Source organism: Burkholderia sp. 8Y (assembly GCF_902506145.1).
In the GTDB taxonomy this organism is placed as follows: Bacteria; Pseudomonadota; Gammaproteobacteria; order Burkholderiales; family Burkholderiaceae; genus Caballeronia.
This window is the reverse complement of the sequence record NZ_LR733519.1, coordinates 1,136,867-1,161,490: the sequence shown is the minus strand read 5'-3', so window position 1 is coordinate 1,161,490 and position 24,624 is coordinate 1,136,867. Positions and strand designations below refer to the sequence as shown.

The following is a 24,624-nucleotide window of genomic DNA, read 5'->3' as shown; positions in this document are numbered from 1 at the left end:
ATCTGGAGAAGCGTAAATGCTCACGCATGAAGAAAACGAGTTGCTGTGCCGCGTGGAAGGCGATGCACCGATGGGTCAGTTGATGCGCCGTCACTGGACGCCCGTGTGCCTGATCGAGGAAGTCAGCGAGCCGGACGGCGCGCCCGTCAAGGCCCGCGTGTTCGGGGAAGACCTCGTCGTGTTCCGCGATACCGACGGCAACGTCGGCGTGATGGACGAGTACTGTCCGCATCGGCGTGTCTCGCTCGTCTACGGGCGCAATGAGGATTGCGGCCTGCGCTGCCTCTATCACGGCTGGAAGATGGACGTGAAGGGCAACGTGATCGAGATGGTGTCCGAGCCCACGTGCAGCGACATGACGAAGAAGGTCAAGCACAAGGCGTACGAAACGAAGGAATGGGGCGGCTTCGTATGGGCCTACATGGGTCCGCAGGACGCGATTCCCGAGTTCGTGCCGCCCGCGTGGGCGCCGACCGAAGACACGCGCGTGAGCATCGCGAAGGCGATTCTGCCGTGTAACTGGGCGCAGATTCTCGAAGGCGCCATCGACTCTGCGCACAGCTCCAGCCTGCATTCGTCGGACTTCGTGCCGGCACGCGTGGGCGGCGCGGAAGCGACCTCGAAGAACTGGCTGCGCCCGTCGACGGACAAGGCGCCGCGCTTGCAGGTGCATCGCACGGAATACGGCTTTCGTTACGCCGCGCTGCGACGTCCGATCCAGAATGCCGCCACGTACGATTACGTGCGCTCGACGGTGTTCGTCGCGCCGGCCACCGCGCTGATTCCGCCGAACAATCTGTACAACGTCGCCAACATCAACGTGCCGTGCGACGACACCAGCACCGCGTTCTATTTCATGGCGTGGGGCCATCCGGACAAGACGCCCGAGACCGAAACGTGGCGCAAGTTTCTCGGGCAGCAGGTCGGCATCGATCTCGACGCGTATTACCGGCCGCTGCGCAATCACGACAACCGCTTCTGGCAGGATCGCGAAGCGATGAGGGCAGGTAACTTCACCGGCATCAAGGGCTTCCCGAATCAGGACATCGCGATGTGGCTGACCATGCGTCCCATCGCGGATCGCACCGAAGAGCGGCTCGGCGCGAGCGATGTCGCCGTGGTGGAATTCCGCCGCCGCATGCTCGATGCGCTGAAAGCGTTCCAGGCGGGCGAAGGGGCCATCGGCACGGGCGACAAGGCGATCCCGCGCAGCGTGTGCTCGTTTCAGGCAATGGTGCCGAAAGACACCGACTGGAAGCAGTACGCCGCGCGACCGGTGTGGGTCGAAGCGGCTGCGCAAGCCTCACCTGAACTCGAATCGAACTATCAGGTTCAGGTCTGATGGAGAAGATTCGCCTGGGCATAGCGGGACTCGGCCGCGCCTTTTCGCTGATGCTGCCGACCTTTCTCGCGGACGCGCGCGTGCAGCTGGTTGCCGCCTGCGATCCGCGCGAAACGGCGCGGACGCAGTTCGAGGCGGATTTCGACGCGCCCGCCGTCGACGACATCGACGCGCTCGCCCGCAGGCCCGACATCGACGCCATCTATATCGCGAGCCCGCACCAGTTTCACGCGGCGCATACGCGGATCGCGGCGGCGCATGGCAAGCACGTGCTCGTCGAGAAGCCGATGGCGCTGTCGCTTGCCGAATGCGACGACATGATCGATGCATGCCGCACGGCGGGCGTGCATCTGATCGTCGGACATTGCCACAGCTTCGATACGCCTTATCTGCGTACGCGCGAGCTGATCGCATCGGGCGCGTTCGGCGCCGTGCGCATGATCCACGCGCTCAATTACACCGACTACCTGTACCGGCCGCGCCGTCCCGAGGAACTGAAGACCGAAGAGGGCGGCGGCGCGGTGTTCAGTCAGGCGGCGCATCAGGTCGATATCGTGCGCATGCTCGCGGGCAGCCGCGCGACGCGCATTCGCGCGGCCGTCGGCAATTGGGATGCGGCGCGTCCCACCGAAGGCGCGTACACCGCGACGCTGTGGTTCGAGAACGGCGCATTTGCCACGCTTTGCTACAACGGCTATGCGCATTTCGACTCGGACGAGTGGATCGGATGGATCGGCGAAATGGGACAGCAGCGCGATGCCGACGAATACGGCGTTGCGCGCCGCAAGCTCTCGCAGGTGTCGTCGCCCGACGAGGAAGCGCGCCTCAAGGCAGCGGGGACTTACGGCGGAAAGGCCTGTACGCCCGTCTCCAGGGCGCCCGATGCGCCCCGGCATCAGCACTTCGGTCCGGTCATCGTATCCTGCGAACGTGGCGATTTGCGGCCCTTGCCGCATGAAATCGTCATGTACGGGGACGAACGGCGCGAGCGCATCGAACTCGAGGCGCCGGGCGTGCCGCGCGCCGAAGTCATCGACGAATTGATCGGCGCCGTGCACGGCGGCATGGCGCCGCTGCACGACGGCGAGTGGGCACGCGGAACGCTCGAGATTTGTCTTGCCATGCTGCAATCGAGCGCCGAATCGCGCGATGTGCTGATCGGCGGCGAAACAACCAAAACCAGGAAACGTTGACTATGGCGAAGCTGAACCTCTCTATTGCAGTGGGCAACTACGATCGCATGCGGCCGCTGGTCGACGGCGAAGTGCAGATCGACGGCGTCGATCCCGTCTTCATGCTGCAGGACCCGGAAGAGATTTTCTTCCGCGCCTTCCGCCATGCGGATTACGACATCTGTGAACTGTCGCTCTCCAGCTACAGCGTGAAGACGGCGGCGGGCACGAGCCCGTATATTGGCGTGCCGGTCTTTCCGTCGCGCGCGTTCCGCCACACGTCGATCTACGTGCGCAACGACCGCGGCATCGAGACGCCGGCCGATTTGAAGGGCAAGCGCATCGGCGTGCCCGAATATCAGTTGACGGCGAACGTGTGGGCGCGTCTGTTCCTCGAAGAAGATCACGGACTGAAGCCGTCGGACGTCACGTGGGTTCGCGGCGGCTATGAGGAACCTGGCCGCCTGGAGAAAATCAGTCTCAAGCTGCCCGACGACGTGCGGCTCGAAAACGCGCCCGAACATCAGACCATCTCCGGCATGCTCGCGTCCGGCGAGATCGATGCGCTCATTGGGCCGCGCGCGCCGTCGTGCTTCACGGAAGGCCATCCGAACGTGAAGTATCTCTTCGACGACCCGCAGAAGGCCGCCGCCGACTGGTACTCGCGCACGAAGCTCTTTCCGGTCATGCATCTGCTGGGCGTGCGGCGCACGCTGGCGGAGCAGCATCCGTGGCTGCCCGGCGCGGTGGCCAAAGCCTTCGAGAAGAGCAAGGCAATCGCGCTCACGAAGTTGAGCGATACGTCCGCGACCAAGGTCACGCTGCCGTTCGTCGAGGAGCAATTGCGGAACGCGCGCCGGCTGATGGGACACGACTTCTGGTCATACGGCTTCGAGCCGAACCGGCATGTGCTCTCGCGCTTCCTGAAGCGCCATCACGAAGAAGGGTTGTCCAGCCGGCTGCTGCAGCCCGAGGAATTGTTCCATCCCGCCACGCTCGAATCCTTCAAGATCTGACGCCGCGCGTGGTTTTGCGACGCGCTCGATGCGCCGTGGAGGCGGGGCGTCGAGCGCAGTGGCATCATCGCGAAACGGGGCAATGAGAAGAAGCACGATGGCCCGGCTGATCGCAGCGGAATGCGCCTGAGCGTTCGCGATCGATCATCACCGGCAACGCATCCCGGAGGATCGCAGCAATCGGGCGAGACAGCGCCGACTATAACGAGCCGCAAGCGGCCACGGGAGACATGATGCATGCACCGCATCCAGCAGACGAAACGCGCAGCGTGGTCCTGCAGGACCTGATCAACCAGCGTGGCTTATCGCGGTTCCAGATCGTCACGTTTCTGCTCTGCTTTCTGATTCTTGTGCTCGACGGCTATGACACCGTGGTGGTCGGCTATATCGCGCCGGCGCTGAAGGCGCACTTCGGCGCCGCGCCCGCCCAGCTCGCGCCGATGTTCGGAGCAGGTCTCTTCGGGCTGACGGTCGGATCGTTCGTCTTCGGCCCCGTCGCCGACCGCTTCGGACGCAAGCCGACGCTGATCGCGTCGATTGCGGTGTTCGCGCTCTTCAGCCTGGTCTCGGCATGGGCGAATTCCATTGGCATGCTGATCGCATTGCGCTTCCTGACCGGTCTCGGACTGGGCGGCGCCATGCCGAACGCCTACACGCTGGCGGCGGAATACTGCCCCGACCGCCTGCGCTCCACACTCGTTGCGCCCATCGGATGCGGAATCGCCGTCGGCGGCGCGCTCGGCGGGCTGGTCGCCTCGCGCATGATCGCGGCCTTCGGCTGGCAATCGATGCTCGTCCTGGGCGGCGTCCTGCCGCTTCTCGTCGTTGCCGTGCTGGCGCGCTGGCTTCCCGAATCGGCGCGCTACCTCGTCGCACGCGGCGGCAGCCAAGCGCAGGCGCGCGCGATCCTGCAGCGCGTCGCGCCCGATGCCACGTTTGACAACGTCGCGATCACGCTTGGCGAGAACCGCGTACAGGGCCAGCCGATTCGCCAGTTGCTGCGGCCCGGCGTGGGCGGCGGCACGCTGCTGCTCTGGACGACGGCATTCATGGCGCTCTTCGTCATCTACTTCCTCGGCAACTGGCTGCCGCTTCTGATACAGCAGAGCGGGCTGTCGTTCAATCACGCTTCGTTGATGACGGCGCTTTATCTCACCGGCAACAGCCTCGGCGCGATCCTGCTCGGCCTGCTGATGGACCGCATGAATCCGCAGTACGTGCTGTGCGGCGCCTTCGTTTGCGCGGCGATCAGCCTTGCATCGTTCGGCCATCTTTCCGGCATGCCGGCTCTGGCATTGCTCGCGCTCTTCGTCACCGGCGTGGGCACCGGCGGCACGATGACCGGCACGAACATTCTGTCGGCAGGCTACTACGCCACGGCGGCACGAGCGACCGGCGTGGCGTGGACGCTCGGCATGGGCCGCATAGGATCGATCGTTGGATCGATGATCGGCGGCGCGATGCTCGCGGCGCACTGGGGACCGAAGGTCATCTTCGGCGTCGTCGCGGCACCGCTCGTGGTCGCGGCGGTGAGCGTTCATGTGCTCGCGCGTTATCGCTTGCGTTGCGCCGATATGCATCGTGAGGCAGAGGAGGTTGCGATCGGATCGGCGGGCAGATGAGCTGAGGCGGGTTGCACGTTGCGTGCACTCGTCGAGAAGAAGCATGACGTCGCTATGCTGCGCAGACTGCACTGAAGTGCAAGGCAATGCCGCTGATATTGCGTCCAGCGACCGGCCGCGCGAATTCCTGCACGCGCCCGGCGAACGATGCATCGGGCTGCGGACCGCGAGCGCGGCGACGCGTGTTCTCACCTTCGAATGCACAGCAACGTGCCGGGTAGCGGCGCTTCATCGCAGGAGCCATCGAAGTGCCAGCGCCCGCAATGCGCTTTGTCGTATGGTCGGCGTGAATTTGCAGAATTTCGGGGTAGTCATCGGGTGCGGGCTGTTCGGCACGCGCGCGGCCCGATGCGCATCTCCCCAAGGACATCGATGCAGCGGCCCGAAAGCCAGCCAATCACTGAAAGCCGGCCGCCCGCGCGATGCCAAACGGTTTATCGTTCTTTGCTTTCCAGCCGACTCGCGACAAGCATTGCAGGCCGGGCGATGCAACGTCGCCTTGGTTGCGCTCGTCGGCATGCAGACATAGCACCGTGCATAACCGAAAGGTGTCGATACACCCGCAATCGCGCGACAGGCGCGACTCGCGGCCCGTGCACGTGCCGCGTGCGATTGTTCGCCTGACTAGGATTGTCAATTCGACCCCTCGCCCTTTTTCCTCGTCGCGCATCCCCCTACAGTGTTGCATTCGTCGCACTGGCCGTTCGATGTCGAACGCGAGGCCATCGCCTGGACAGTTTTACCGCTACTCATCACGATGCATATCGACACCCCTGCGAACTCCGGATCACCGGACACTGCAACCACGTTACGTCAGTGGCTTGCAGTGCTTGCCGTCGCGGTCAGCGCATTCGCGTTCGTGACGGCGGAATTCCTGCCGGTCGGCCTGCTGCCGCAGATTTCTCACGACTTGGGCGTGACCGCCGGCGTCGCGGGTTTGATGGTGACGACGCCCGGTGTCATGGCCGCCGTCTTCGCTCCAACGCTGCTCGTCGGCGCGGGCCGCATGGACCGTCGATATGTCTTCCTGCTGCTCACGGCTGTCCTGTTCGTGTCCAACGTCGTGTGCGCGATGGCTCCCGGTTTCGCCACGATGCTCGTCGGGCGCGCGTTGCTCGGCGCGGCGCTCGGCGGTTTCTGGACGCTCGCGACCGCCGCGGCGCCTCGACTCGTGCAAGGCAAGGACGCCGCGAAAGCGACGGCCATCATCCTCACGGGTGTGACGTTCGCAACGGTCATCGGCGTTCCGCTCGGCATCTTCATCGCATCGTTCGCGTCGTGGCGTCTGTCCTTCGCCGCGACCGCTGGCCTCGTCGCGGTCGCGCTCGCGGCGCAGGCGTTGCTCGTGCCGCGGCTGCCATCTGCATCGGGCCTGCGCTTCGGCGATTTTCGGGCGCTGCTCGCAAGGCCGCATGCGCGGCTCAGCATGCTGATGGTCGCGTTCGCTTTCGGCGCGCACTTCTCGACCTACACGTACATCGCGCCCTTGCTCGAACAGGATTTCTCGCTGAACGCGATCACGCTGCTGCTGCTCGGATTCGGCGTCATCGGCTTCTTCTCCAACGCGCTGATGTCGATGCTCGTTGCGAAGCATCTCGTCAAGTCCGTTGCCGCCATGATCCTGCTGCTTCTCGGCGCCATCGTGTCGATGCTGCTTCTCGGACATTCGCACATCGGCGAGAGTGCCGCGATGCTGATTTGGGGCGTGGCGTTCGGCGCGCTGCCGCTGTGCTTCAGCGTGTGGATACAGCGCGGCACGGCGGACTACCCGGAAGCCGGCTCGGCGATGTTCGTCAGCATCATTCAGGTGGCGATTGCGACGGGTTCTGCCGTGGGCGGCGCGATCGTCGACCGTGCGGGCGTGGAGATCGACTTCATGCTGGGCGCGGGACTGGCCGTGCTCGGTCTCGTGACGCTGCAGCCCGTGGCGGCGCTGGGACGTTCGCGTATCGGGGCGGCGGGAGCGATGAGGGGGCGTTGGGTGGTTGAGGGGTTGACGCGGAGATCGCGGACGTCGTTGGCAGGAGACTGTCTTCTGTTCCCTCAATGGACGGTTATCGGCGTCGAGATTGTCGATGACGCAACTCATGGACTCAGCTGATCGAAGGGCTGACAGAACCACCACTGCATGCGTGCGACGCACTTGGCGAACGGGCCGAAATCCAGCAGTCGGGACATCCTCGGTTCCAGTTGTTCCCGGTCCCGCACAGGGAATTCGACGACATAGTCGTAGGGGCCGAAGACATCCGTGCAGCAAAGCGGGATCTCCGGCGCACCATCGAGCAAATACGGTTCAGCGAGTTCACTGAGCGCAGCCCAGCTACCGAAGCCCTTCGCTTGGTGACATATTCGCACCGCGGCCCGGTCAGGAAGTCTATTCGAGCGTTGAAGAGTGCCTCGGACCGTACCCGCCTGGCGATCTCGTGTACCGGCGAGCCGTGATGCTGGAGGTCTTACGCGTCCTACGGCGCGGGGCTGCTCTCCGGCGATGGGAAAGCACGCAATGCGTATCGCGATCCGGTGACGATGGCCGTGCTCAAGCAATTCTGGATGCTGTATTTTCAGCAATCGAATGCGAAGGTGCAGGAGTTCGGTGCACCTGCGCTTCTGAGCCCGATCTCATACTGACCGGGCAAGCACCCTTCATCCGGAGGGAGCCTCTCTCCGGGTGGTGTCTCAACTTAGGACGAATGTAAAAGAAAAAGACGTTGGTGCTGACACCTTGTGCAATTTCGGTTCTGTTGTCCGGATGTGTTTCGACCACCTATACGAAGTCCGTGTCGGTGCGAAAAGATGCTGACGGGAAGATCATCGAACGTATCGAAACGGAGTCGGTGACGCAGCCTAACCAGAGCGGCTGGCCCATCAAACTCAAGCATCTGAAGGGCGTTCAGTCCTGACGATGACGCTTCCGCCGTCGCTCGTTCGAAGCAACGGCGGAACGCGACACTCAATCCCGAACGATTTCTGTTGAGCCCTCTGTCTTGTTTCCTGCGTTTGATGCGGTGGCAAGGCAGAGGCGCAAGCGATTCAACGAACGAAAGATCAATTGCAGTAGACATTAATCAAGAACTGTGCCGAAGCCGGTGCAACTGTGAGCCGCAGGCAGGGCAACGGCTCAGTGATTCGGGCACAGAGCGTCAGAGGTAGGCGAAGCATAAAGCAGCGAGCTGCATCAGTCCCCATGCATCAATTCAGTTTCGAAAGACCCAGGCTCGACACGTCTGCCTCCGGCTCTTCGATGCGCCGACGCACCACGAACATGTAGACGAGCGCGGCGCCGAACGCGACACCCGCGCTGATGAGAAACGCATTGACGAACGAGTGGGTCGTGTCGACGACGACGCCCGTGATGAACGGCGCGAACGAGCCGCCGAAATAGCCGCCGAAGTTCTGAATGCTTGCGAGCGACGCGACCATGTGCCGTGGCGCGGCAACCGTTGCAAGCGCCCAGCATGCGCCGCTCGCCATGTTCACGAAAAACATGGCGGCGCACAGGTAGATCATTGCCAACGTCAGATTCGGCGTGAACGCTGCGGGAACGGTGAAGAGGGCGGCGCCGACAAGTCCCACGCAAATCGGCCACTTGCGGCTGCGCATGGGCGCCATTCCGCGCGCCATCAATCCGTCGGCGACGAAGCCGCTCGACAGCATGCCAAGCGTGCCGAACAGGTACGGAATCGAAACGAGCCATCCGGTGTTCGCGATCGACAGATGCCGCTCGTGTTCCAGATACGCGGGCAGCCAGGTCAGATACAACCAGACCATGTAAATCACGCCCATGTTGCCGAAAATCATGCCCCACGTCGTCGCCTTGCTGAAGAGGCTGCGCCATTCGAGCATCGTCATGCGGCGCTCCGCCCGTTCGCCGCTTTCGCCGTCGGTGAGATAGGCGAGTTCGCGTGGGTCGAGCGGCATCGAGCGGCGGTCGCGATAGAGCAGATACCAGCCGATCGACACGACGATGCCGAGCACACCCATGATGACAAACATGGCGCGCCAGCCGAATACGAGCAGCAGCACGGTCAGTACCGGAGGAGCAAGTGCGGGACCGATGGTGGACGAAGTGATGAAGATGCCCGTCGGCCTGCCGCGCTCATGGACGCCGAACCATTCGCTCACGACCTTTGCGCCCGCCGGAAAATTCGGCGACTCGCCGAGGCCGAGCGCCACGCGCGCGACGAGAAATTGCGTCAGGTTCGACACGAGTCCGCCGCACAACTGGGCGGTCGACCACACGAACATGCCGACGCCGAGCATGATCCGTGCGCCGAAGCGGTCCAGCAACACGCCGATAGGCAGCTGCGCGAAGGCATAGGCGAAGGAAAACGCGGAGAGCAGCAATCCCATCTGGGAGGCAGACAAGCCCAGTTCCGTACTCACCGAATGATTGGCGATGGAGAGCGTGCTGCGGTCGAGATAATTCACGATGCCCGCGATCGTCAGCAATGCGATCGCCATGACCTGGATTCGCTTCAGGCGTGTCGACTTCTCCTGCATGGTGTCTCCTCGAGAGTTTCCTTGTGAGGCCGCGCGACGCCGCGGCCGTTATCGCTTGTTCGGAAGTGCAGGCGGTCAGCCGGCTGCCATCAGCGCGGACGAACCTTGTCGATCACGGCACGCGAATACGGGCCGAGCACGGGGCCGTCGCCCGCCACGGTCGTGCGGCGAAAGACGCGGCGATACTTGCTCATGTCGTAGGCTTCCGCCTTGTGCAGCATGGTGCGGTTGTCCCATACGACGAGGTCGCCCTTTTCCCACTCGTGGAAATAGGTGAACTGCGGCTGCGAGATGTGCTCGACGAGCTTGCGATGCAGCACGCGGGCTTCGTCCAGTGGCAGACCGCTGATCTCGTTGCCGGCGTTCGCCGTGAGGTACAGCGAGCGCTCGTAGTCGCGATCGGGATGCACGCGCACGAGCGGGTGACTCACGGGCGGAACCGCTTCCTTCTCGAATTTCGTAAGAGGCGGAAGTTCGGGAAAAAGGCGCCGGCCAAATTCGTACGTATGCACCATGTGCAGCGGCTCGATTTCGTCCTTGAGATCGTCGGGCAACGCGGCATAAGCCGCGATCATGTTGGAAAAGCCGGTGCGCCCGCCCGGCGCGCCCTTCGGCATTACTTCGATTCCGTAGAGCAGGGAAACATACGCGGGCACGTAACGATACGAGCTGTCCGTATGCCAGCGTGCGTTCACCTTCTGGAAAATCACGCGGAAATCGGTTTCCGGCAGGCTTTGACCGTCCGCGGACACGTTCGCCACGTGATAGACGGTTGGCGCGGATACGGTCTTGTCTTCCTCCGGGAAGTCTTCGAGCGGGCCCCACAGCTTCGAGAATTCGATCTGCTGCGCTTCCGTGAGCGACTGCCTGCGAAAACACAGCACGCCGTACGTCGCGATGGCTCGCTTCATCTCTGCGATCGTCTCGGGAAGTATCGGCTGCGTGAGATCGAGGCCGGTTACTTCGGCACCCAGCGCGTCTGCCAGCGGCGTAATGACGTAATCGGTATTGAGTTCCGCTTGCTCCATCGTCTTCGCTCCTTGGAAAAGTTTCGGTTCCCTTCTGGTATGTGACTGGCATGCCAGACATGAAGCGATGGTAAGGCGCTTGTTGCGCGGCCTGCAACTGCGAGGAAACCCAACCAGCGACGCAAGCTTGGGTGGAAGCGGGGCGGGCGGTCAGTCAAGCGTCAGCGGATGCGGGAGCGTCGACTGCGCGAAGGTGGTGAGATAGTCGATGAGGCGGTTGGAGGCATGCCCGGCGTGCGCCGGATCGCCCGATGCGATCGCCTCGACGAGGTGGCAGTGAACCGGACCGATCTCTCCGAGCGGATTGTGCTGATCGTGGTGATAGAACCAGAAGCGGCGCGAGACGGTATGCAGCGTCGAGGCGAGCGCGGCCGCCGTGGCGTTGCGCGCGGCCTTCGACAGCAACTGGTTGAGTTCGGCGTCGAGCCGGAGGAATTCGCGCGTGTCACCATCGGCGACGGACTTCTCCGTGCGCTCGAAGTTGGCCGCGAACGCTTTGCGTTCCAGCGCGTTGGACCGCCTCGCCGCCGCCGAACTGAGCAGCCGGTCGAGTTCGCGCCGCGTTTCGAGCACTTCGAACTGGCGGCGCACGTCGATGGTCGTGACGACCACGCCGCGACGGGGAATGATTTCCACGAGGTATTCACGCGCGAGCCGTTGCAGTGCCTCGCGTATCGGCGTGGTGCCGATGCCGAGTTGGCGGCTCAGAATAGCTTCCGATACGAGCGTGCCCGGCGCCAGTTCCAGCGTCACGATCATTTCTTCCAGACGCCGATAGGCTTCCTGGGTGAGCGTGGTCGCCGACCCTTGCCCTGGTGCGGTGGTCGCTGGGGTGCCTCTGACGTCCTTCAGGCGCTGCACGTGACGGTCTCCGGATGCCGTATTGAGCCAAGCTCGCAATATACCGCTTATTCGCGCGTCCCGGTCCACGGTGCGGCGCTGCGCTCATCACCACTCACGACTGGCTCGCCCCAATCAGCGATATGCGCCCGCGCCGAGCTCGCCGGGCGCGAACCTCAACAGACGCAGAAACTCGGGCCCGAGTTCGTCGAGACGGTTCACGCCGAGGAGTCCCATGTCCGCGTGAATCTCGGCCTTCACAAGGCCGATGGCGTGCTCGACGCCGGCTTGCCCGCCCACGCACGCCGCGTAGTTCATCGGCCGCCCGATGAAAGCGCACGTCGCGCCCAGAGCGACAGCCTTCAATACGTCCGTGCCGCGTCGAAAGCCGCTGTCGATCATGAGCGGCATGTCCGGGCAGGCTTCGGCGATAGGAGGCAACATGCGCATCGGCGAGACCGATCCGTCGAGCTGCCGGCCGCCATGGTTGGACACGATAATGCCGTCCGCTCCGAGGTTTCGGGCAGTCGCGGCATCGTCCGGATGCAGGATGCCTTTGATTACCAGCGGCCCCCTCCAGCGCGCGCGAATTTCGCGGATCGCGTCCCAGTCCAGATGCTCACGCCCGCTGAAATCCCGGTTGGCGCGACGCGAGAGCAACGGCTCGCCTCGTTGCGCCGAGGCATTCTCGAAGTGCGGCATGCCATGACGAATCAACGTGCGCAGAAACGTGAGGAGCGACCAGTGCGGATGCGTCAGGCCGTCGCGCAATAGCTGAAAGTTCGGCCTGAGCGGCGTCCTGAAGCCGTTGCGCAGGTTGTTCTCCCGGTTCGGCACGACCGACGAGTCCACCGTGACGACCAGCGTCGACACGTTGGCGGCGCTGACTCTTTCCACCAGCGCGCGCATTTCTTCGAGCGTTCTCGGCATGTAGACCTGAAACCATGTGCCCGGCGCGGCCTCGACGACTTCTTCGACCCGCACGAGCGATGCCGCGCTGAGAATCATGGGCACGCCGCAGGCCCGCGCCGCCTGGGCCTGGGCGAGGTCGCCGCGATAGCCCGTCAACGAACTGATGCCCATCGGCGCGATACCGACCGGGGACTCGTAGCGTACGCCGAAAAGCTCGATCGACTGGCTCCGCTGCGACACGTTGCGCAATACCCGCGGCACGAAGCCGAGCTCGTTGAACGCCGCGCGGTTGTCCGCGAGGGACGCATTGTCTTCCGTCGCGCCCGCGACGTAGCCGAAGAGAGGGCGCGGCAGCTTGCGCCTCGCGGCCGCTTCGAAATCGGCGAGCGACAGGAAGCCGCGCAGTTGCCGGGAGACGGTTGTGGATTGCCTGGTTTTGATCATGCCGCGCAACGACCTTCCGTTTTTTCGATCGTCCCGCGCTCGTCGCTTAAGAACACGACGAGCGTGCGGGACCGTTTCCATGCGCCCCGAAAGGGCAGGCTTGTGAGCGAAATCAGTGCGCGGCCGTGACCGCATCGTTGCCGTCGCGTCCCGCGAGACCGAGACGGAACCATACGACGAGCGCCCCGGTTCCGAGCAACAGCAGGCTGACGGCCGGCACGAGCATCGGCGCCGAGGTGCTGTGCATGACCTTTCCGACCCACGGCATAATGTTTTGCGCGAGGAACCCGCCGACACTCGACCCCGCGGCAATGACCGCGAGCGCCGCCGCGCCGCCCGCGCCCTTCATGAACGATGCCGGCAGTAGCCGTGGCGGCAACGCCCAGAAGCACGGGATCATCAGATACAGGCACGGCGCGCCGGCCGAAAGCGCCGCGAAACGCACCGCATTCGAAAACGGCCCGACGCTCGCGATAAAGCACAGAATGCCGAGGAACGCCGCAGCGAACGCGGCCATCAGCACGTTGCGAGGCGTACGCAAGCGGCGCGGCAGCCACAGCAGCATCAGTGATGTCAGGAACCACGGAATCATGTTGAGCATGCCGTTGACACTGCTCGATACGCCAAAGCCCCGGACAAGCGTAGGGAGCCAGTAGGCGATACCGTAGATCGCAATCGAGATCGTGCCATAGCCGATCGAAAAGAGCGCCACGGTGAAGAGCGAGCTGAACGACCACGCGCCGCCCGTCGCCTGAACCGGCGCCGGATCACGCCGCAGACTGTCCTCTATGACCTCCTTCTCGCGCTCGGAGAGAAAGGGCGCCGAGCGCGGATTGTCCGGGAGGAAGTACAAGGAAACGAAGGTCAGCAGGACGGCCGGCGTGCCTGTCGTGAGAAAGACCCACTGCCAGCCTTCGAGGCCGAGCGCACCGTGCAGTTCGAGCGAGAAGCCGCCTATGAGCGAGCCGAGCATGTTGCCCATGCTGCTGCCGAGCGTGAGCAACCCGATGATGCCGGTGCGCTGGGGCTCGGGAAACCACATGCCGAGATAAAGGATGATGCCGGGATACAGTCCCGCTTCGGCCGCGCCCAACAGGAAGCGCAGCACCTGAAACGCGGTTTCGGACGGCGTCCAGGCGAGCAGCAGCGTCGCGACGCCCCACGTGAACATGATGCGCGAAATCCAGCGGCGCGCGCCATACCGATGCATCGCCAGGTTGCTCGGCACCTCGCACAGCAGATAGCCGATGAAGAACAGCGAAGAGGCGAACCCGTACGATGCCTCGCTCATATGCAGGCTCGTGAGCATCTGCAGCTTGGCGAAGCCGATGTTCGCGCGGTCGATATAGGCGGTAAGAAAGATCGCGATGAGAAGCGGCACGAGCCGCCACGCCACGCGCGTGAAAAGTCGAGCTTCCACACTACGGTTTGTCACTAGGGTCTCCATGCCCGGCGGCATTCTGCGCTCGCCGTGGCGCTTGACGTTATGGTGGCTGTGCGGGGCACCAGGGCGCCGCGTCGCCGTTCCGGATTACTTGCTTCTTTCTGCCCGCCACGCTTCGAATTGCGCACGCGTCGACTCGTCGGGCGGATAGAGGCCGAAGGTGGAGCGGCCTTCGCGCACGCGCGCATCGACCCAATCCTCGAAGAGCGTCATCGCGGCCGCTTCCTCGGCGATTTCGTTCACGAGGTGCGCCGGGACCACGACCACGCCTTCCGCATCGCCCACGATGATGTCGCCGGGATACACGGCGACATCGCCACAGGCAATCGGCACGTTCAGGTCCACGGCGTGGTGGTGTATCAGGTTCGTCGGCGCGGACGGGCGGGCCGCATAGCACGGGAAGCCGAGCGAACGCAAATCCGGGGTGTCGCGAAATCCGCCGTCGGTGACGATCCCCGCGACGCCGCGCATCATCATTCGCGTGATGAGGATGCCGCCCGCAGACGCCGCGCGCGGGTCCTTGCGGGAATCGACGACCATGACGTGACCGGCCGGAATCTCCTCGACGCCGCGCCGCTGCGGATGACTGCGATCGTTGAACACGGACAGGGTGTCGAGGTCCTCGCGCGCCGGAATATAGCGCAGCGTGAACGCCTCGCCGACCATGCGCGCCGCCGCCGGATTGACGGGCAGCACGCCCTGTATGCAGACGTTGCACAGGCCGCGCTTGAAGAGCGCAGTAGTCAGGGTGGCCGTGCTGACGCCACGAAGGCGCGCGCGGTTCTCGTCGGTGAGCGGACGGGTGGTATTCACTGGAAGCATCCTGTTGAGGTTAAGCCGGGTGTGGCGACGCGTCAGAACTTGTGGCGCACGGCGAAGCGGATGGCCGCCTGCTGATCCGACGACGACGGCGTGAGGCCGTTGAGCGCCGCGCGCGCCGCATGGCCGGTCGAGTCGGTGCCTGACGCGTGTTGCAAGACACCGATCAGATAAAAGTCGGTCCGCTTGGAGACCGCGTAGTCGGCGGCGAGCGCGCCCTGGTGATACGTGGCGTCATGCGTGCCGCCGCTTTTCGTGTAGCTGTAGGCCGCGCCGAGCGACAGCGCCGGCGTCAATTGATACTGGAAGTCGAGTTCGCCGCTGTTGAAGGTCGCGGTGCCGCTGGCTCCCGCCGGGTTCAGGACGGATACGGTGCCGCTCAAGTCCTTGAACCGGGTGTTGGAGTAGATGGCGCCGAGCGTCGCACGGCCGATCGCGTAAGTCGCGCCGGCGCCGATGATCTGCTGGGTTTGCGCCGACGCATAACCATTGATCACTGGGGAGCTGCCGAAGTTGTTGCTCGCCGCCGTGGCGCCGACCGCCGTGCCGAAGAACGAAGCGTCCGGGTTGCGCGCGTTGAGATAGCCCGCCCCGACGTTGAGCGGACCGCTCGAATAGCCGACGCCCATCGACCATATCTGATTCGTGCCGACGCTGCCGGGCACGCCGCCGAAGCTATAAAGCCCTTCGGCCGAGAAGCCGCTCAGATTGACCGTGCGGTACTTGACCGCATTGTTCACGCGGTTCGCGTTGTTCAGATTGTCGAGGTCAGCCGGGTGCGCGCCGATGCTTCCCGAGAACATCGCGCTCGGCATCAGCGCATGCACATAGTCGACGACGGGGTCGTACTGGCGGCCCAGCATGACGGATCCGACGTTCGTCGAGAGTCCGACATACGCCTGACGACCAAATTCGAGCGACCCCTGGCCCATCCGCCCGTTGTTTACGTCGAAACCGTTCTCCAGCACCACGATCGCTTTCAGGCCGCCGCCGATGTCTTCCACGCCGCGCAGCCCCCAGCGGCTGCCGCTCAGGATGCCACTCGACAAACTGAACAGGTTATGGCCGTTGCCGGGGCTCGTCTGCACGTTGCTCGTATAGTTCACGCCCTCGTCGAGGATGCCGTATAGCGTCAGGCTGCCTTGCGCGTGCGCCTTGCCGGCAGCCGTCAACGCGCACGCGGCGGCGAGCCCGGCAAGCGGGAGGTGCTTGAAATAGCTTCGGACCTGAACTTGCTCTTTCACTGAATGTCTCCGGTTGTATTTGGTTCGTATCGGGAAGTACGGGTGCAGCGTGTGATAGTCAGAAAATCAGGTTGTCAGACAAAGTACGGGAATTTCTACGGCGCTTCTGGAAACTCAGGCGCCGTCAGTCAGTCGTTGCGGGGCAGGTCTATGCCTTGTCGCTTTGCTGCGGCGCGCAAATGGCGCTCGGCTGAGGCGGCAGCCTCGACGCAATCGCCGCGCTCTATGGCGTCGAACAGTTCACCGTGCTCGCGCCAGGCATAGTCGCCGGCGTGGTGCGCCGTCTTTTCCCACTGCGCGCGCCGCGCGATAGCGAGCTGGCTATGGAGGAAATCGTGGAACGCGACGAAGTAATCGTTCTTGGTCGCCGCCGCGATGGCGCGATGAAACGCGACATCCGCCGCCGACGCCGCCTTCGAATCGTTGCGCTTCAGCTCCATCTGCCGGATCGCATCGCTCATATGCTTCAGGTCCGAGCGCGTCCGACGTCGCGCGGCCGCGGTGGCTGCCTGAGTCTCTATCCACAGTCGAAACTCGAACAATTGCGGGAGATCGATGTGGTTTCCGCCGTGGCTGGGAAGGCGAAAGACCGTGCCGGAAGGAGTGCCGGAAATGAAGGAGCCCGCGCCGCGGCGTGCGACCAGGACGCCATCAGACTTCAATTGGGCGATGGCTTCGCGGACAACCGAGCGGCTGACGTTGAGCCGTTCCGAGAGTTGTTGCTCGGTCGGCAAGCGAGATTCGGCGGGGAAGTTGCCCGCCTGAATCTCTGCACGGATCGCTCCCACTACTCGCTGCACCAGCGAGTCAGGTCTTTCGAGCTCAAGCATTGCTTTGGCGATTAATCAGGTTGTCGGACAATACCGTGCCGAGCGCGCGGTGTCAACGTCGAAATCGCCGGCACACAGCACGTCACGGGCGGTCGTTGCGAACGTGCTCGTCCGATGCAGAATCCGTGCGGCGCCGACACCTCGTTGATTGGGGTGGCGCGCAACCGTTCGCCCAGCACGCGACGCAAACCCTCGCCGTCGTCCCTTATCGACGAAGCTCACCGCGCATACGCTCGAGCGGGATCGTATTGGTGATGTCTTATAAACGGCCGAGACGACGACGCTTGCCCTTTATGACGACGAGAACCTAGAAGGTCGGGGAGCCGCAGGGATTTTGCATGCTTGACATAATTAACATTATCAAACGATCGTTCTGTAGCGGCTATATCCTAATGTCGTGTTCTGGCTATTTACAGATGTCGGGTTTCAACCGGTGGCAAGCTGGCAGTTGGTCATCCAGCGGGAGCTCAGCCATGTCACCGAACCCACCTGTGAGCTTGANCTTTAACGGCAAGTTCCGAGATGAATGCCTGAGTCTTGAATGGTTTCGAACCCGCACGGAAGCGAAGGTTGTGATCGAGCAGTGGCGGCGTCACTACAATGCCATCCGGCCGCATTCAAGCCTGGCCTACCTGACGCCCGACGAGTTCAAGCAGCGGTATTGTTCAACTGAAGCAATCGAGGCCGTTCTCCAAGATTAAAACGGTCCGAAGAACTCAGGCAGGTCAGAAACAGTCGCGGACGTCTTCGAGCACGGCGGGAGCATTCTACATAAAGCCAATGATCCTTCGTTTATTCGTTGTCCTAATTCACCGCCGGCAGAACCAGCAATCAGCACCTCAGTCGCTTCTCCTATAGTACGCAGCGTTACTTCGATCGCTCGGCACTTTTGGCGCTGCGGCGAGTGTCGCCGGAGGTCGTTTCTCATATGCTGACGATGGGCATTGGGTCGGCCGGGTCGTAAGACGCGCGTGGAGGAGAACCGGCAAACCGCAGCAGCGTGCGCAAAACGGCGCTCGCAGCGCGCGTATTGGTCGGTCAGGAGGTCACCAACCGGGTTGGAACTTGATACAACGCGGGGCAGGATATACAATGCGAATAACGTGTATCCGGAGGTGATCATGCAGGTCGCAAAATGGGGTAATAGCCTTGCCGTGCGGCTGCCCGCAAGCGTCGTCGACGCGCTTGACCTGAAGGAGGGCGACGATATTGAGATATACGCGGACCATTCTCGCGCGTTCTCAGTCAGCAAAAAGGCCACCGTTGGGGAACGGATCGAGCGCCTGCGGAAATATCGGGGACGTCTGCCCGCGGACTTCAAGTTCGATCGGGACTCACTCAGTGACCGGGATAACGCCGAATGACATCGGCAGCACCGACCCGGTTTGCCGTCGATAGTAACGTAATCATCTACCTGTTTTCCGACGACGCCGCAAAGGCTGACAGGGCTGAGGCGTTGGTGACTGCCGGAAGTTCGAAGCCAGTCATCAGTACTCAGGTGATGAACGAGGTCACGCTTGTAATGAGCCGGAAGATGGGGCTATCGTGGCCCGAGATCGACCGCATCTTGGACGACGTCGAAGCGTTTTGCGAAGTCGTGCCCCTGACACTTGACGTTCACAAAGAAGCACGTCGGATTGCAGCCCAGTACGGATTCAGGTTCTACGATGCCTGCATCATTGCTTTCGCGCTGCTGGCAGATTGCGAACTCCTCTACAGCGAAGACATGCACCACGGACAAGTTATCTTCGACGAGCTAACGGTGATCAACCCGTTTTCTTGAGCCGACCGGTTTGGCACCGCGAACACTCCGCATCCTCGGCCGCGTCTCATTAACTGATCGGCAGACTCAAAGCCTTAGACGACTCGGCCGGTCGCTTGGTGGCGACTGCAGCAATTTCGTCGCTTGCATACAATCCTTGTCTTGTCATTGAAAAGAACAGCGCGCTACCGACTTGCAAGCGTTCTCGCAGATGCTAACTAACCGTGCGCGCAGCGTTGAACACCTATCTCTTGATCTTCCAACGAACGGAAAAGATCTGGGACGCTGCACATAGTCACCGTTCAGCCTGATTCACGCTATCGGCTCAGTGCGCCGGTCATTCCCACGTGGCGCAGATGTCGCGGACTGCAGGTACCGGGTAGTCCCATTGCGCATGATCTCGATTATGGCCAACGGCATCGCTCCGTCCGCCTGTGACGTAAGGAAGCGTTCGCCCGCAGCTGTGTCGCTGATGAGCAACCGGTAGACGCGTCGCTCGTCTTACTTGGAATCAATATTGCTTGCGTAGACCAAAACGTAAGCGGCATGTCCGGGAATGGCGTGCGCACTCCAGTATGCACAACGCAGGTCGATCGACTGTAAAAGATGACATTGATGAAGGATCCGATCGTTGATTGCATTGTTGTCGGTGGCGGCCCCGCTGGCCTCACCGCCGCGCTGTATCTCGCACGATTTAGGCGCTCGACAATCGTGATCGATGACGGTCAGAGCAGAGCGTCTTTGATCCCCGTCGTGCGTAACCTCGCTGGCTTCGAGAGCGGCATCAATGGAAATGAACTGGTCGCCAAGATGCGTCGTCAGATTAAGTGTTACGACGTGCCCGTCGTCGAAGGCCGGGTTACGACGATAAGGGAGACAGACGGCAGCTTTCTCGTCCGCTACAGCAGTAAAGGTTCAGCGTCCCGCAGCCTGGTCGCACACCGTGCATTGCTCGCGTGTGGAATTTGCGACAAGCTTCCGCCGATCGACGAGGCTGTTCGGCTGACTCAACGAGGATTGCTCCGTTTCTGCGCGATATGCGACGGGTTCGAGGCGCAAGGCAAGCGCATCGCAATGCTAGGTCCGGCATCACGTGCGCTGTCGCATGCCTTGTTCTTCCGCACGTTCTGTCAGCAGGTGGCAGTCATCGCCGCCGATATTGATGTGCTGACGCAACAGGAGCGCGTCCTCGCGGCGGAGAACTCCATCGATTTGATACCGACCGGGGCGCTCGAGTTACTAAATAGCACAGAGGCGCGCCTGAGCGTTGCCTGCCTGAATGGACGCCGACACGTATTTGATGCTGTCTATCCGGTGCTTGGCTGCTTCCCGCAAGCGGACCTTTTGAGTGGTTTTGATCTGCAGCGAGACAGCGACGGCATGATTGTGACCGATAAACATCAGCGGACGAGCGTAAACGGACTGTACGCTGCGGGGGATGCAGTGAATTCGCTAAACCAGATCTGCGTCGCAGTTGGCGAAGCTGCAATCGCGGCGATGGCTATCCATCGAAGCCTACCGGCTAATCCGCTTTAGCGAGGCTTGCTATGAACGGCGTGGCTATCCAACACGACCGACTCTGCGCCGGTAGATGGCAGCCGTGAACATGCCACCGATGCTGTTTAGCAACGAAGCGGTCGCAGGCTTGACATAAATAGTATTGGCGTTCGGATTCCTTACTAATTGCGGCACCGGTGTGCGCGGAAGCAGACCTTTCTTGCGTTCTCGACGCCAAGACGAATTAGCGTCTCGATACCTTCCAGGACTAGACACTCGATGGGCGGACCTGAGTCTCCCCGAAGCTCACTCCCACGACGACTGGTCCTTCGGCAGCGCGTTGTGCGGATCGTAGACGTCGAGGTGGTCTGTCGACTCAAAATGCTCTGTGTACAGAACGACGTTCGTGCCGGTAGGTGTCTGTCGCGACTTGAAGAGGATACCCTTGGCCCCGCTCGCGACAACTTCATCCCCGATGATCCAGCTGGGCGGCTCGATCCGTTCATTGAACCAGCAGTGGCGCCAGTCGCAATAAAAGTCCTCCCACAAGGGAGACCACTTTCCGCTGTCATATCCGCCGGTGAAGTCAACGATAGGGGCGGCCGTGAGTGTATAGCTAACCAGCGTTCCCGGTGGCATCAAGGATGAAAGCTGCTGATACTCTCTGACGGCGGTGTCGTGATCCAAGGCCAGATACAGCGCGTTGAGTCCGACGCGATTCGCGCGACCGCCATGCGTTCCCGCCCCGGCTCCGCTCGTCGGCGCGACCGCCCACCTCGGAACGAGCATCCGATATGCGGTCGCTCCGGACAGATCAACGAAAATCATCCCGCCGCGCCCGCTTCGAGGGATGCAACGAAACGAAGAATGTCGTCTGCCCGACCGTCGGACACCAACTGTTCGGCGGTTTTGTAGTCGAACACTGGCAGGGGTTCGTTCCGATACCAATAAAGAGCCTTCGAGACGTCTCCCGAGAGATCGCTTGCTGCGCGGATTACCCTTAGCGCATCACGAAGGAACCGTTGTACGCTTTCGGACGCGGGTTGTCTGCTGATCGTATTTCGATGAACGTGCGCTTGCTGCGCCAGAGTTTGCAGGTCGATGTGCAACGCTTCGCCGAATCGACGTGCCGACACAATCGGTGCCGGATCGTCGGGATCCCGCAGTGACGCCATGAATCGATCAAAACTGACGCTGGCATTAGGGACACTTGCATCCGCGCTCAAGTTCATAGGTCACCCCACGCACCAAATATGCACAATAATAGCACACGGCATGAGGCTACGCTTGGGTACGAATTTCGAACTGGGCGCCGAGCTTCCCTAGGCAGCCGTCCAACCGCGATGGCGGGATCCGAGCGTTTCCGTACTCAACACGACGATCCTGTGCTCGGACTGCGAGTCACGCATTTCGTAATGAGCCATCGTCGCGAATCCGCTAAAGCAGGTGATTGTGTCAATCGTTGGGTCTTTCACCGCGGACAGGACTACGAGACGACGCTTGCCCTCGAAGACGACGCCGTAGGCAGCAAATGAAAGTTGCAGAACCGAACAAGGCCGAGTGGACTTGACATAAGTAACATTAACAACTTTTAGTTAGCCGCATACTTATGGCACAGTGATCATATTGCGTTGTTTCCCGTGGAACTAAAAAGGGACGGACCACCCGTGTCGAGAACCCACCGCTTTCCCAGCGGCGGACACCCGTCTACCTTTTTCGTAGGCTCCGCGCGGCATACCGATCCGGATGCGAACGGACAACCCTCGCGCCGCGTGCGCCACTGTCGCTCTCCGTCCGATTGGCGCGGGTCCAGTGCTGCTATCACAATGCCCAACGATAAGTTCCGGGGCTTAAAAACGCGTCATACAGTGAGAATCCGCGAAAGTTGTAGATTGCGACGACATCGCGAAGATGCAGCGCTGCTATGACCGAACGGGCCCCCTTCCCAAGTGCGGCTTACGTCCGGCGCCTACCCCTTCGTTCTGAAGCCACTGTTGGTCCATTTCGATCATCGGACGCTCCGGTCCTCCGGCAGTGACAGCCTCGCCCTGTTGCAACCGTCAACCGGCTAACCCCGATCGTAAGTGCCGTACCCCAACTCCTTCTCGTGCCGAATGGAAAGCAGGATGACGCGGGTAGTCGATGCAGCGTAAAGAATGACACACGGCGCAAGCCCAAACTGCAAGAGCTCCTGCATCTCCAGTCTAGTCGCCAAGTGCTCGACGTCACGAACCCACTCAACGCTCGCCGCAGCCGTCACCTTGTCCAATTCCGCGCGATGGCCGATTCTAGGGTGCCGCGCCAACAGGTCCACTAGCGAGGCAATCGCATCGCAAGCTGCTCCGCCCCTCGCGGCCCCGAGTAGATGTTCTGCCGAGGTAGGAACTCCTCAGCCTCCCACAGTGCTTCTTTGAACGTGTCCGAGACGTCGACTTTTATCATTTCTCTTTTTGAGCGCGTCGCCTTTCTACATGCTCCATGAGTTCTCTTTTGAAGTCGTCAGCCGAGGTGATTCGGCCGGCAAGGGCGTCCTCCATTCCGTGTTTCAGGTCCGCGAGCAGGTGCAAGTGGCCTCTCTCCCGCTCAAGCGCCTAATGCTAGTCGAGCTTTTTTGCGTCAACGAGTGCGACAAACGCAGCGCCGTTTCTCGTCAGCACTTTCTCAGCGCCGGCCACGACGTCGTCCGCGAGTTCGGTCAAGCGAGCGCGGGCTTCGCCGATTGGAACAATGTCTTCCGTGCGAAATGACGTTTCGATGATCCTCTAATAAATCCCTTAACGTCACGCTACCTCCGCGATGCAGGCGCGTCAAGAACGCTCGTCTGCCGGCCCGGCTGTGTTACTTGGCGCGTTCCATCCCGGATGTAGCACCGGCGACCCCCCCCTGCTAAGTCCCCCTCGGTCTCCAAAGTCGAGACGCTAGAAAAGCGCCATTTCCCGTCTGTTAGCAGCCGCGGGAACCGCATGCCGACGTCGTGCGCAGACGTGGCTCGGCGTCGGCCAATAGCGAGCTTGTTCGACCAGCCTAAGCGTCACGGCCGTTAAGCGAGCCCTGCGGTGACTTTCACTGTGACTTCAGGGGTTCTTACGTGTCGAAGGGCGGCTTTTCGCGCCGGTGCGAGGCTTCGTGGCCATATCCGAGGCTTCCTATTGCTGTCTTGAAGCCTTCTGAGCGGAAAGGGAACGCCCTACTGCCCCGGCTTTTCCCATTAATCGCAATGGTGATAATGCGAATTATCACCATTGAACACGGCGAGAGGGCGCCGATTTGCCGTTCGGGCGGGCAATTTCACAAAGGACGCATCGGCAATTCGGCGACCCGCCCGCAGACGAACTGCCTGCCATGCGGCGGACGCCCCGGAAGTTCCAAAACGGCGGACTCAATCCGCGGTCGGAGGGTACAGCTTTCGGGCGTGAGTAAAGTCCACGACTTCGATACAGCCGTCGGAGACCTGATAGATCGCGATGTAGTTCGGGTGGGAGACGATTTCGTAGGTGCCGGGAACGCGCCCGGGTGTCCCGGAAAACGGAAAATAGGCAACGGGACGGAGGGAATTCTCGACAGCGTCAAACAGCCTGAGCGCCGCTGCCGGGCTGCGCTCGGCGATGTAACGTATGTAGCCGAGGAAAATTTCGCGTGCTTCGTCGGCCCAGACGATCTGTAGTGGAGTCAACGGCGCTGCTTCTCCAGCTCCGCTTCAATGATCGCGCGCGCCTCGTCCATCACCTTGTCGTGCGGCACTCTAGGCTCGGCGCTGCTGCGGGCACGTTCGACGCGCTCACGTAGCGCGCGGTCGAAGGTCTCCGCTTCTTCGGCCGTATCGTGCTCGTGGACGTATGGATCGAGTCGAGTTTCCATATAAATCACCCAGTGGTTCGTTTCTTAATAATACTCCCGCTCAGGGATGAATGCGTGCCCGGCCCGCAGCGCGGCGAGCGCCGCTGCATGCGGGAATTGCGGCGAGGCAGATGTAGCCCGGGCCGCCTACGTCGGAAGGCAAAGTGGGCAGGTCGCGACCCCGGCCATCAACTCCCGCATCGGCACGGGAACGCACGATATGCCATTGTTTCCTAACAAGATCGTTACCGACCCTGCGGTCGCCTGGGGGCGGAAACTTAAGTCGTTTCGCCGACCATCTTGCTTGTTTCCGTG

The 24,624-nt window shown here is 62.1% G+C and carries 22 protein-coding genes; 10 read left to right on the top strand and 12 right to left on the bottom strand.

What is annotated here, in order from left to right:
• Positions 1-16: 16 nt before the first annotated feature.
• The 5 genes from GV035_RS05070 to GV035_RS05050 all read left to right on the top strand — a co-directional run bounded on the left by GV035_RS05070 (position 17) and on the right by GV035_RS05050 (position 7,253).
• On the top strand, positions 17-1,342 hold the full coding sequence (locus tag GV035_RS05070) for a Rieske 2Fe-2S domain-containing protein (RefSeq protein ID WP_159833915.1): 1,326 nt from the start codon (positions 17-19) through the stop codon (positions 1,340-1,342).
• The gene (locus GV035_RS05065; RefSeq protein ID WP_159833914.1) at positions 1,342-2,535 is read left to right on the top strand and encodes a Gfo/Idh/MocA family oxidoreductase; all 1,194 of its coding nucleotides are present in this window, start codon (positions 1,342-1,344) and stop codon (positions 2,533-2,535) included. Before GV035_RS05070 ends, GV035_RS05065 begins: the two co-directional genes overlap by 1 nt.
• 2 nt (positions 2,536-2,537) lie before the next feature.
• Positions 2,538-3,530 carry an ABC transporter substrate-binding protein gene (locus tag GV035_RS05060; RefSeq protein ID WP_159833913.1) on the top strand — a complete coding sequence of 331 codons (993 nt, stop codon included), beginning with the start codon at positions 2,538-2,540 and terminating at the stop codon, positions 3,528-3,530.
• Positions 3,531-3,760: 230 nt separating this feature from the next.
• The gene (locus tag GV035_RS05055) at positions 3,761-5,152 is read left to right on the top strand and encodes an MFS transporter (protein WP_236572443.1); all 1,392 of its coding nucleotides are present in this window, start codon (positions 3,761-3,763) and stop codon (positions 5,150-5,152) included.
• A 757-nt stretch (positions 5,153-5,909) separates the two neighbouring features.
• Positions 5,910-7,253, top strand: a complete 1,344-nt coding sequence (locus tag GV035_RS05050; RefSeq protein WP_159833912.1) for an MFS transporter — start codon at positions 5,910-5,912, stop codon at positions 7,251-7,253.
• 1,088 nt (positions 7,254-8,341) lie between these two features.
• On the opposite strand, the gene GV035_RS05040 is transcribed toward GV035_RS05050, so the two are convergent.
• The 8 genes from GV035_RS05040 to GV035_RS05005 all read right to left on the bottom strand — a co-directional run bounded on the left by GV035_RS05040 (position 8,342) and on the right by GV035_RS05005 (position 17,213).
• On the bottom strand, positions 8,342-9,652 hold the full coding sequence (locus GV035_RS05040; RefSeq protein WP_159833910.1) for an MFS transporter: 1,311 nt from the start codon (positions 9,650-9,652) through the stop codon (positions 8,342-8,344).
• A gap of 89 nt (positions 9,653-9,741) precedes the next feature.
• On the bottom strand, positions 9,742-10,680 hold the full coding sequence (locus tag GV035_RS05035; RefSeq protein WP_159833909.1) for a TauD/TfdA dioxygenase family protein: 939 nt from the start codon (positions 10,678-10,680) through the stop codon (positions 9,742-9,744).
• Between the two features lie 150 nt (positions 10,681-10,830).
• Positions 10,831-11,541, bottom strand: coding sequence for a GntR family transcriptional regulator (locus GV035_RS05030; RefSeq protein WP_159833908.1), 711 nt, complete (start codon positions 11,539-11,541; stop codon positions 10,831-10,833).
• Positions 11,542-11,655: 114 nt separating this feature from the next.
• Entirely contained in the window at positions 11,656-12,876 is a 1,221-nt protein-coding gene (locus GV035_RS05025; RefSeq protein WP_159833907.1) for an alpha-hydroxy acid oxidase, read from the bottom strand.
• Positions 12,877-12,988: 112 nt separating this feature from the next.
• Positions 12,989-14,323: an MFS transporter gene (locus GV035_RS05020; protein WP_159833906.1), complete on the bottom strand. Its 1,335-nt coding sequence runs from the start codon at positions 14,321-14,323 to the stop codon at positions 12,989-12,991.
• Between the two features lie 84 nt (positions 14,324-14,407).
• On the bottom strand, positions 14,408-15,133 hold the full coding sequence (locus GV035_RS05015; protein ID WP_236572441.1) for a ribonuclease activity regulator RraA: 726 nt from the start codon (positions 15,131-15,133) through the stop codon (positions 14,408-14,410).
• Positions 15,134-15,174: 41 nt separating this feature from the next.
• The gene (locus GV035_RS05010; RefSeq protein WP_268892228.1) at positions 15,175-16,383 is read right to left on the bottom strand and encodes a porin; all 1,209 of its coding nucleotides are present in this window, start codon (positions 16,381-16,383) and stop codon (positions 15,175-15,177) included.
• A gap of 128 nt (positions 16,384-16,511) precedes the next feature.
• Positions 16,512-17,213 carry a FadR/GntR family transcriptional regulator gene (locus tag GV035_RS05005; protein ID WP_159833904.1) on the bottom strand — a complete coding sequence of 234 codons (702 nt, stop codon included), beginning with the start codon at positions 17,211-17,213 and terminating at the stop codon, positions 16,512-16,514.
• Between the two features lie 502 nt (positions 17,214-17,715).
• Between GV035_RS05005 and GV035_RS05000 the strand changes: the two genes are divergently transcribed.
• The 4 genes from GV035_RS05000 to GV035_RS04985 all read left to right on the top strand — a co-directional run.
• Positions 17,716-17,914, top strand: a 199-nt coding sequence (locus GV035_RS05000; protein ID WP_159834963.1) for an integrase core domain-containing protein, incomplete at its 5' end; no start/stop codon positions are given.
• Positions 17,915-18,334: 420 nt separating this feature from the next.
• Complete coding sequence (locus GV035_RS04995) at positions 18,335-18,577, top strand: AbrB/MazE/SpoVT family DNA-binding domain-containing protein (protein WP_159833903.1); 243 nt, start codon at positions 18,335-18,337, stop codon at positions 18,575-18,577.
• The gene (locus GV035_RS04990; protein ID WP_159833902.1) at positions 18,574-18,996 is read left to right on the top strand and encodes a PIN domain-containing protein; all 423 of its coding nucleotides are present in this window, start codon (positions 18,574-18,576) and stop codon (positions 18,994-18,996) included. Before GV035_RS04995 ends, GV035_RS04990 begins: the two co-directional genes overlap by 4 nt.
• A 594-nt stretch (positions 18,997-19,590) precedes the next feature.
• Positions 19,591-20,511 (top strand): NAD(P)/FAD-dependent oxidoreductase, encoded by a 921-nt coding sequence (locus GV035_RS04985; protein WP_159833901.1) that lies wholly within the window; start codon positions 19,591-19,593, stop codon positions 20,509-20,511.
• A 267-nt stretch (positions 20,512-20,778) separates the two neighbouring features.
• Here the strand turns inward: GV035_RS04985 and GV035_RS04980 are convergent, their stop codons facing one another.
• Both GV035_RS04980 and GV035_RS04975 read right to left on the bottom strand, forming a co-directional pair.
• Positions 20,779-21,300, bottom strand: coding sequence for an RES family NAD+ phosphorylase (locus GV035_RS04980; protein ID WP_159833900.1), 522 nt, complete (start codon positions 21,298-21,300; stop codon positions 20,779-20,781).
• The gene (locus GV035_RS04975) at positions 21,297-21,704 is read right to left on the bottom strand and encodes a DUF2384 domain-containing protein (protein ID WP_159833899.1); all 408 of its coding nucleotides are present in this window, start codon (positions 21,702-21,704) and stop codon (positions 21,297-21,299) included. Before GV035_RS04975 ends, GV035_RS04980 begins: the two co-directional genes overlap by 4 nt.
• A 1,239-nt stretch (positions 21,705-22,943) precedes the next feature.
• Here GV035_RS04975 and GV035_RS29910 point away from each other — a divergent pair.
• Complete coding sequence (locus GV035_RS29910) at positions 22,944-23,219, top strand: hypothetical protein (protein WP_442859519.1); 276 nt, start codon at positions 22,944-22,946, stop codon at positions 23,217-23,219.
• 632 nt (positions 23,220-23,851) lie between these two features.
• On the opposite strand, the gene GV035_RS04965 is transcribed toward GV035_RS29910, so the two are convergent.
• Positions 23,852-24,145 carry a type II toxin-antitoxin system RelE/ParE family toxin gene (locus GV035_RS04965; RefSeq protein ID WP_236572440.1) on the bottom strand — a complete coding sequence of 98 codons (294 nt, stop codon included), beginning with the start codon at positions 24,143-24,145 and terminating at the stop codon, positions 23,852-23,854.
• Entirely contained in the window at positions 24,142-24,330 is a 189-nt protein-coding gene (gene relB, locus GV035_RS04960) for a type II toxin-antitoxin system RelB family antitoxin (protein WP_159834961.1), read from the bottom strand. The genes GV035_RS04965 and relB overlap by 4 nt, the downstream gene beginning before the upstream one ends.
• Positions 24,331-24,624: the final 294 nt, after the last annotated feature.

Coding starts and splice junctions, on each gene's coding strand:
- GV035_RS05005 (WP_159833904.1), bottom strand. CDS start 17,213: ATGCTTGAGCTCGAAAGACCTGACTCGCTGGTGCAGCGAGTAGTGGGA.
- GV035_RS05065 (WP_159833914.1), top strand. CDS start 1,342: ATGGAGAAGATTCGCCTGGGCATAGCGGGACTCGGCCGCGCCTTTTCG.
- GV035_RS05055 (WP_236572443.1), top strand. CDS start 3,761: ATGATGCATGCACCGCATCCAGCAGACGAAACGCGCAGCGTGGTCCTG.
- GV035_RS05040 (WP_159833910.1), bottom strand. CDS start 9,652: ATGCAGGAGAAGTCGACACGCCTGAAGCGAATCCAGGTCATGGCGATC.
- GV035_RS29910 (WP_442859519.1), top strand. CDS start 22,944: ATGCTCCATGAGTTCTCTTTTGAAGTCGTCAGCCGAGGTGATTCGGCC.
- GV035_RS05035 (WP_159833909.1), bottom strand. CDS start 10,680: ATGGAGCAAGCGGAACTCAATACCGATTACGTCATTACGCCGCTGGCA.
- GV035_RS05020 (WP_159833906.1), bottom strand. CDS start 14,323: ATGGAGACCCTAGTGACAAACCGTAGTGTGGAAGCTCGACTTTTCACG.
- GV035_RS05060 (WP_159833913.1), top strand. CDS start 2,538: ATGGCGAAGCTGAACCTCTCTATTGCAGTGGGCAACTACGATCGCATG.
- GV035_RS05025 (WP_159833907.1), bottom strand. CDS start 12,876: ATGATCAAAACCAGGCAATCCACAACCGTCTCCCGGCAACTGCGCGGC.
- GV035_RS05070 (WP_159833915.1), top strand. CDS start 17: ATGCTCACGCATGAAGAAAACGAGTTGCTGTGCCGCGTGGAAGGCGAT.
- GV035_RS04985 (WP_159833901.1), top strand. CDS start 19,591: ATGAAGGATCCGATCGTTGATTGCATTGTTGTCGGTGGCGGCCCCGCT.
- relB (WP_159834961.1), bottom strand. CDS start 24,330: ATGGAAACTCGACTCGATCCATACGTCCACGAGCACGATACGGCCGAA.
- GV035_RS04995 (WP_159833903.1), top strand. CDS start 18,335: ATGCAGGTCGCAAAATGGGGTAATAGCCTTGCCGTGCGGCTGCCCGCA.
- GV035_RS05050 (WP_159833912.1), top strand. CDS start 5,910: ATGCATATCGACACCCCTGCGAACTCCGGATCACCGGACACTGCAACC.
- GV035_RS04980 (WP_159833900.1), bottom strand. CDS start 21,300: ATGATTTTCGTTGATCTGTCCGGAGCGACCGCATATCGGATGCTCGTT.
- GV035_RS04975 (WP_159833899.1), bottom strand. CDS start 21,704: ATGAACTTGAGCGCGGATGCAAGTGTCCCTAATGCCAGCGTCAGTTTT.
- GV035_RS04990 (WP_159833902.1), top strand. CDS start 18,574: ATGACATCGGCAGCACCGACCCGGTTTGCCGTCGATAGTAACGTAATC.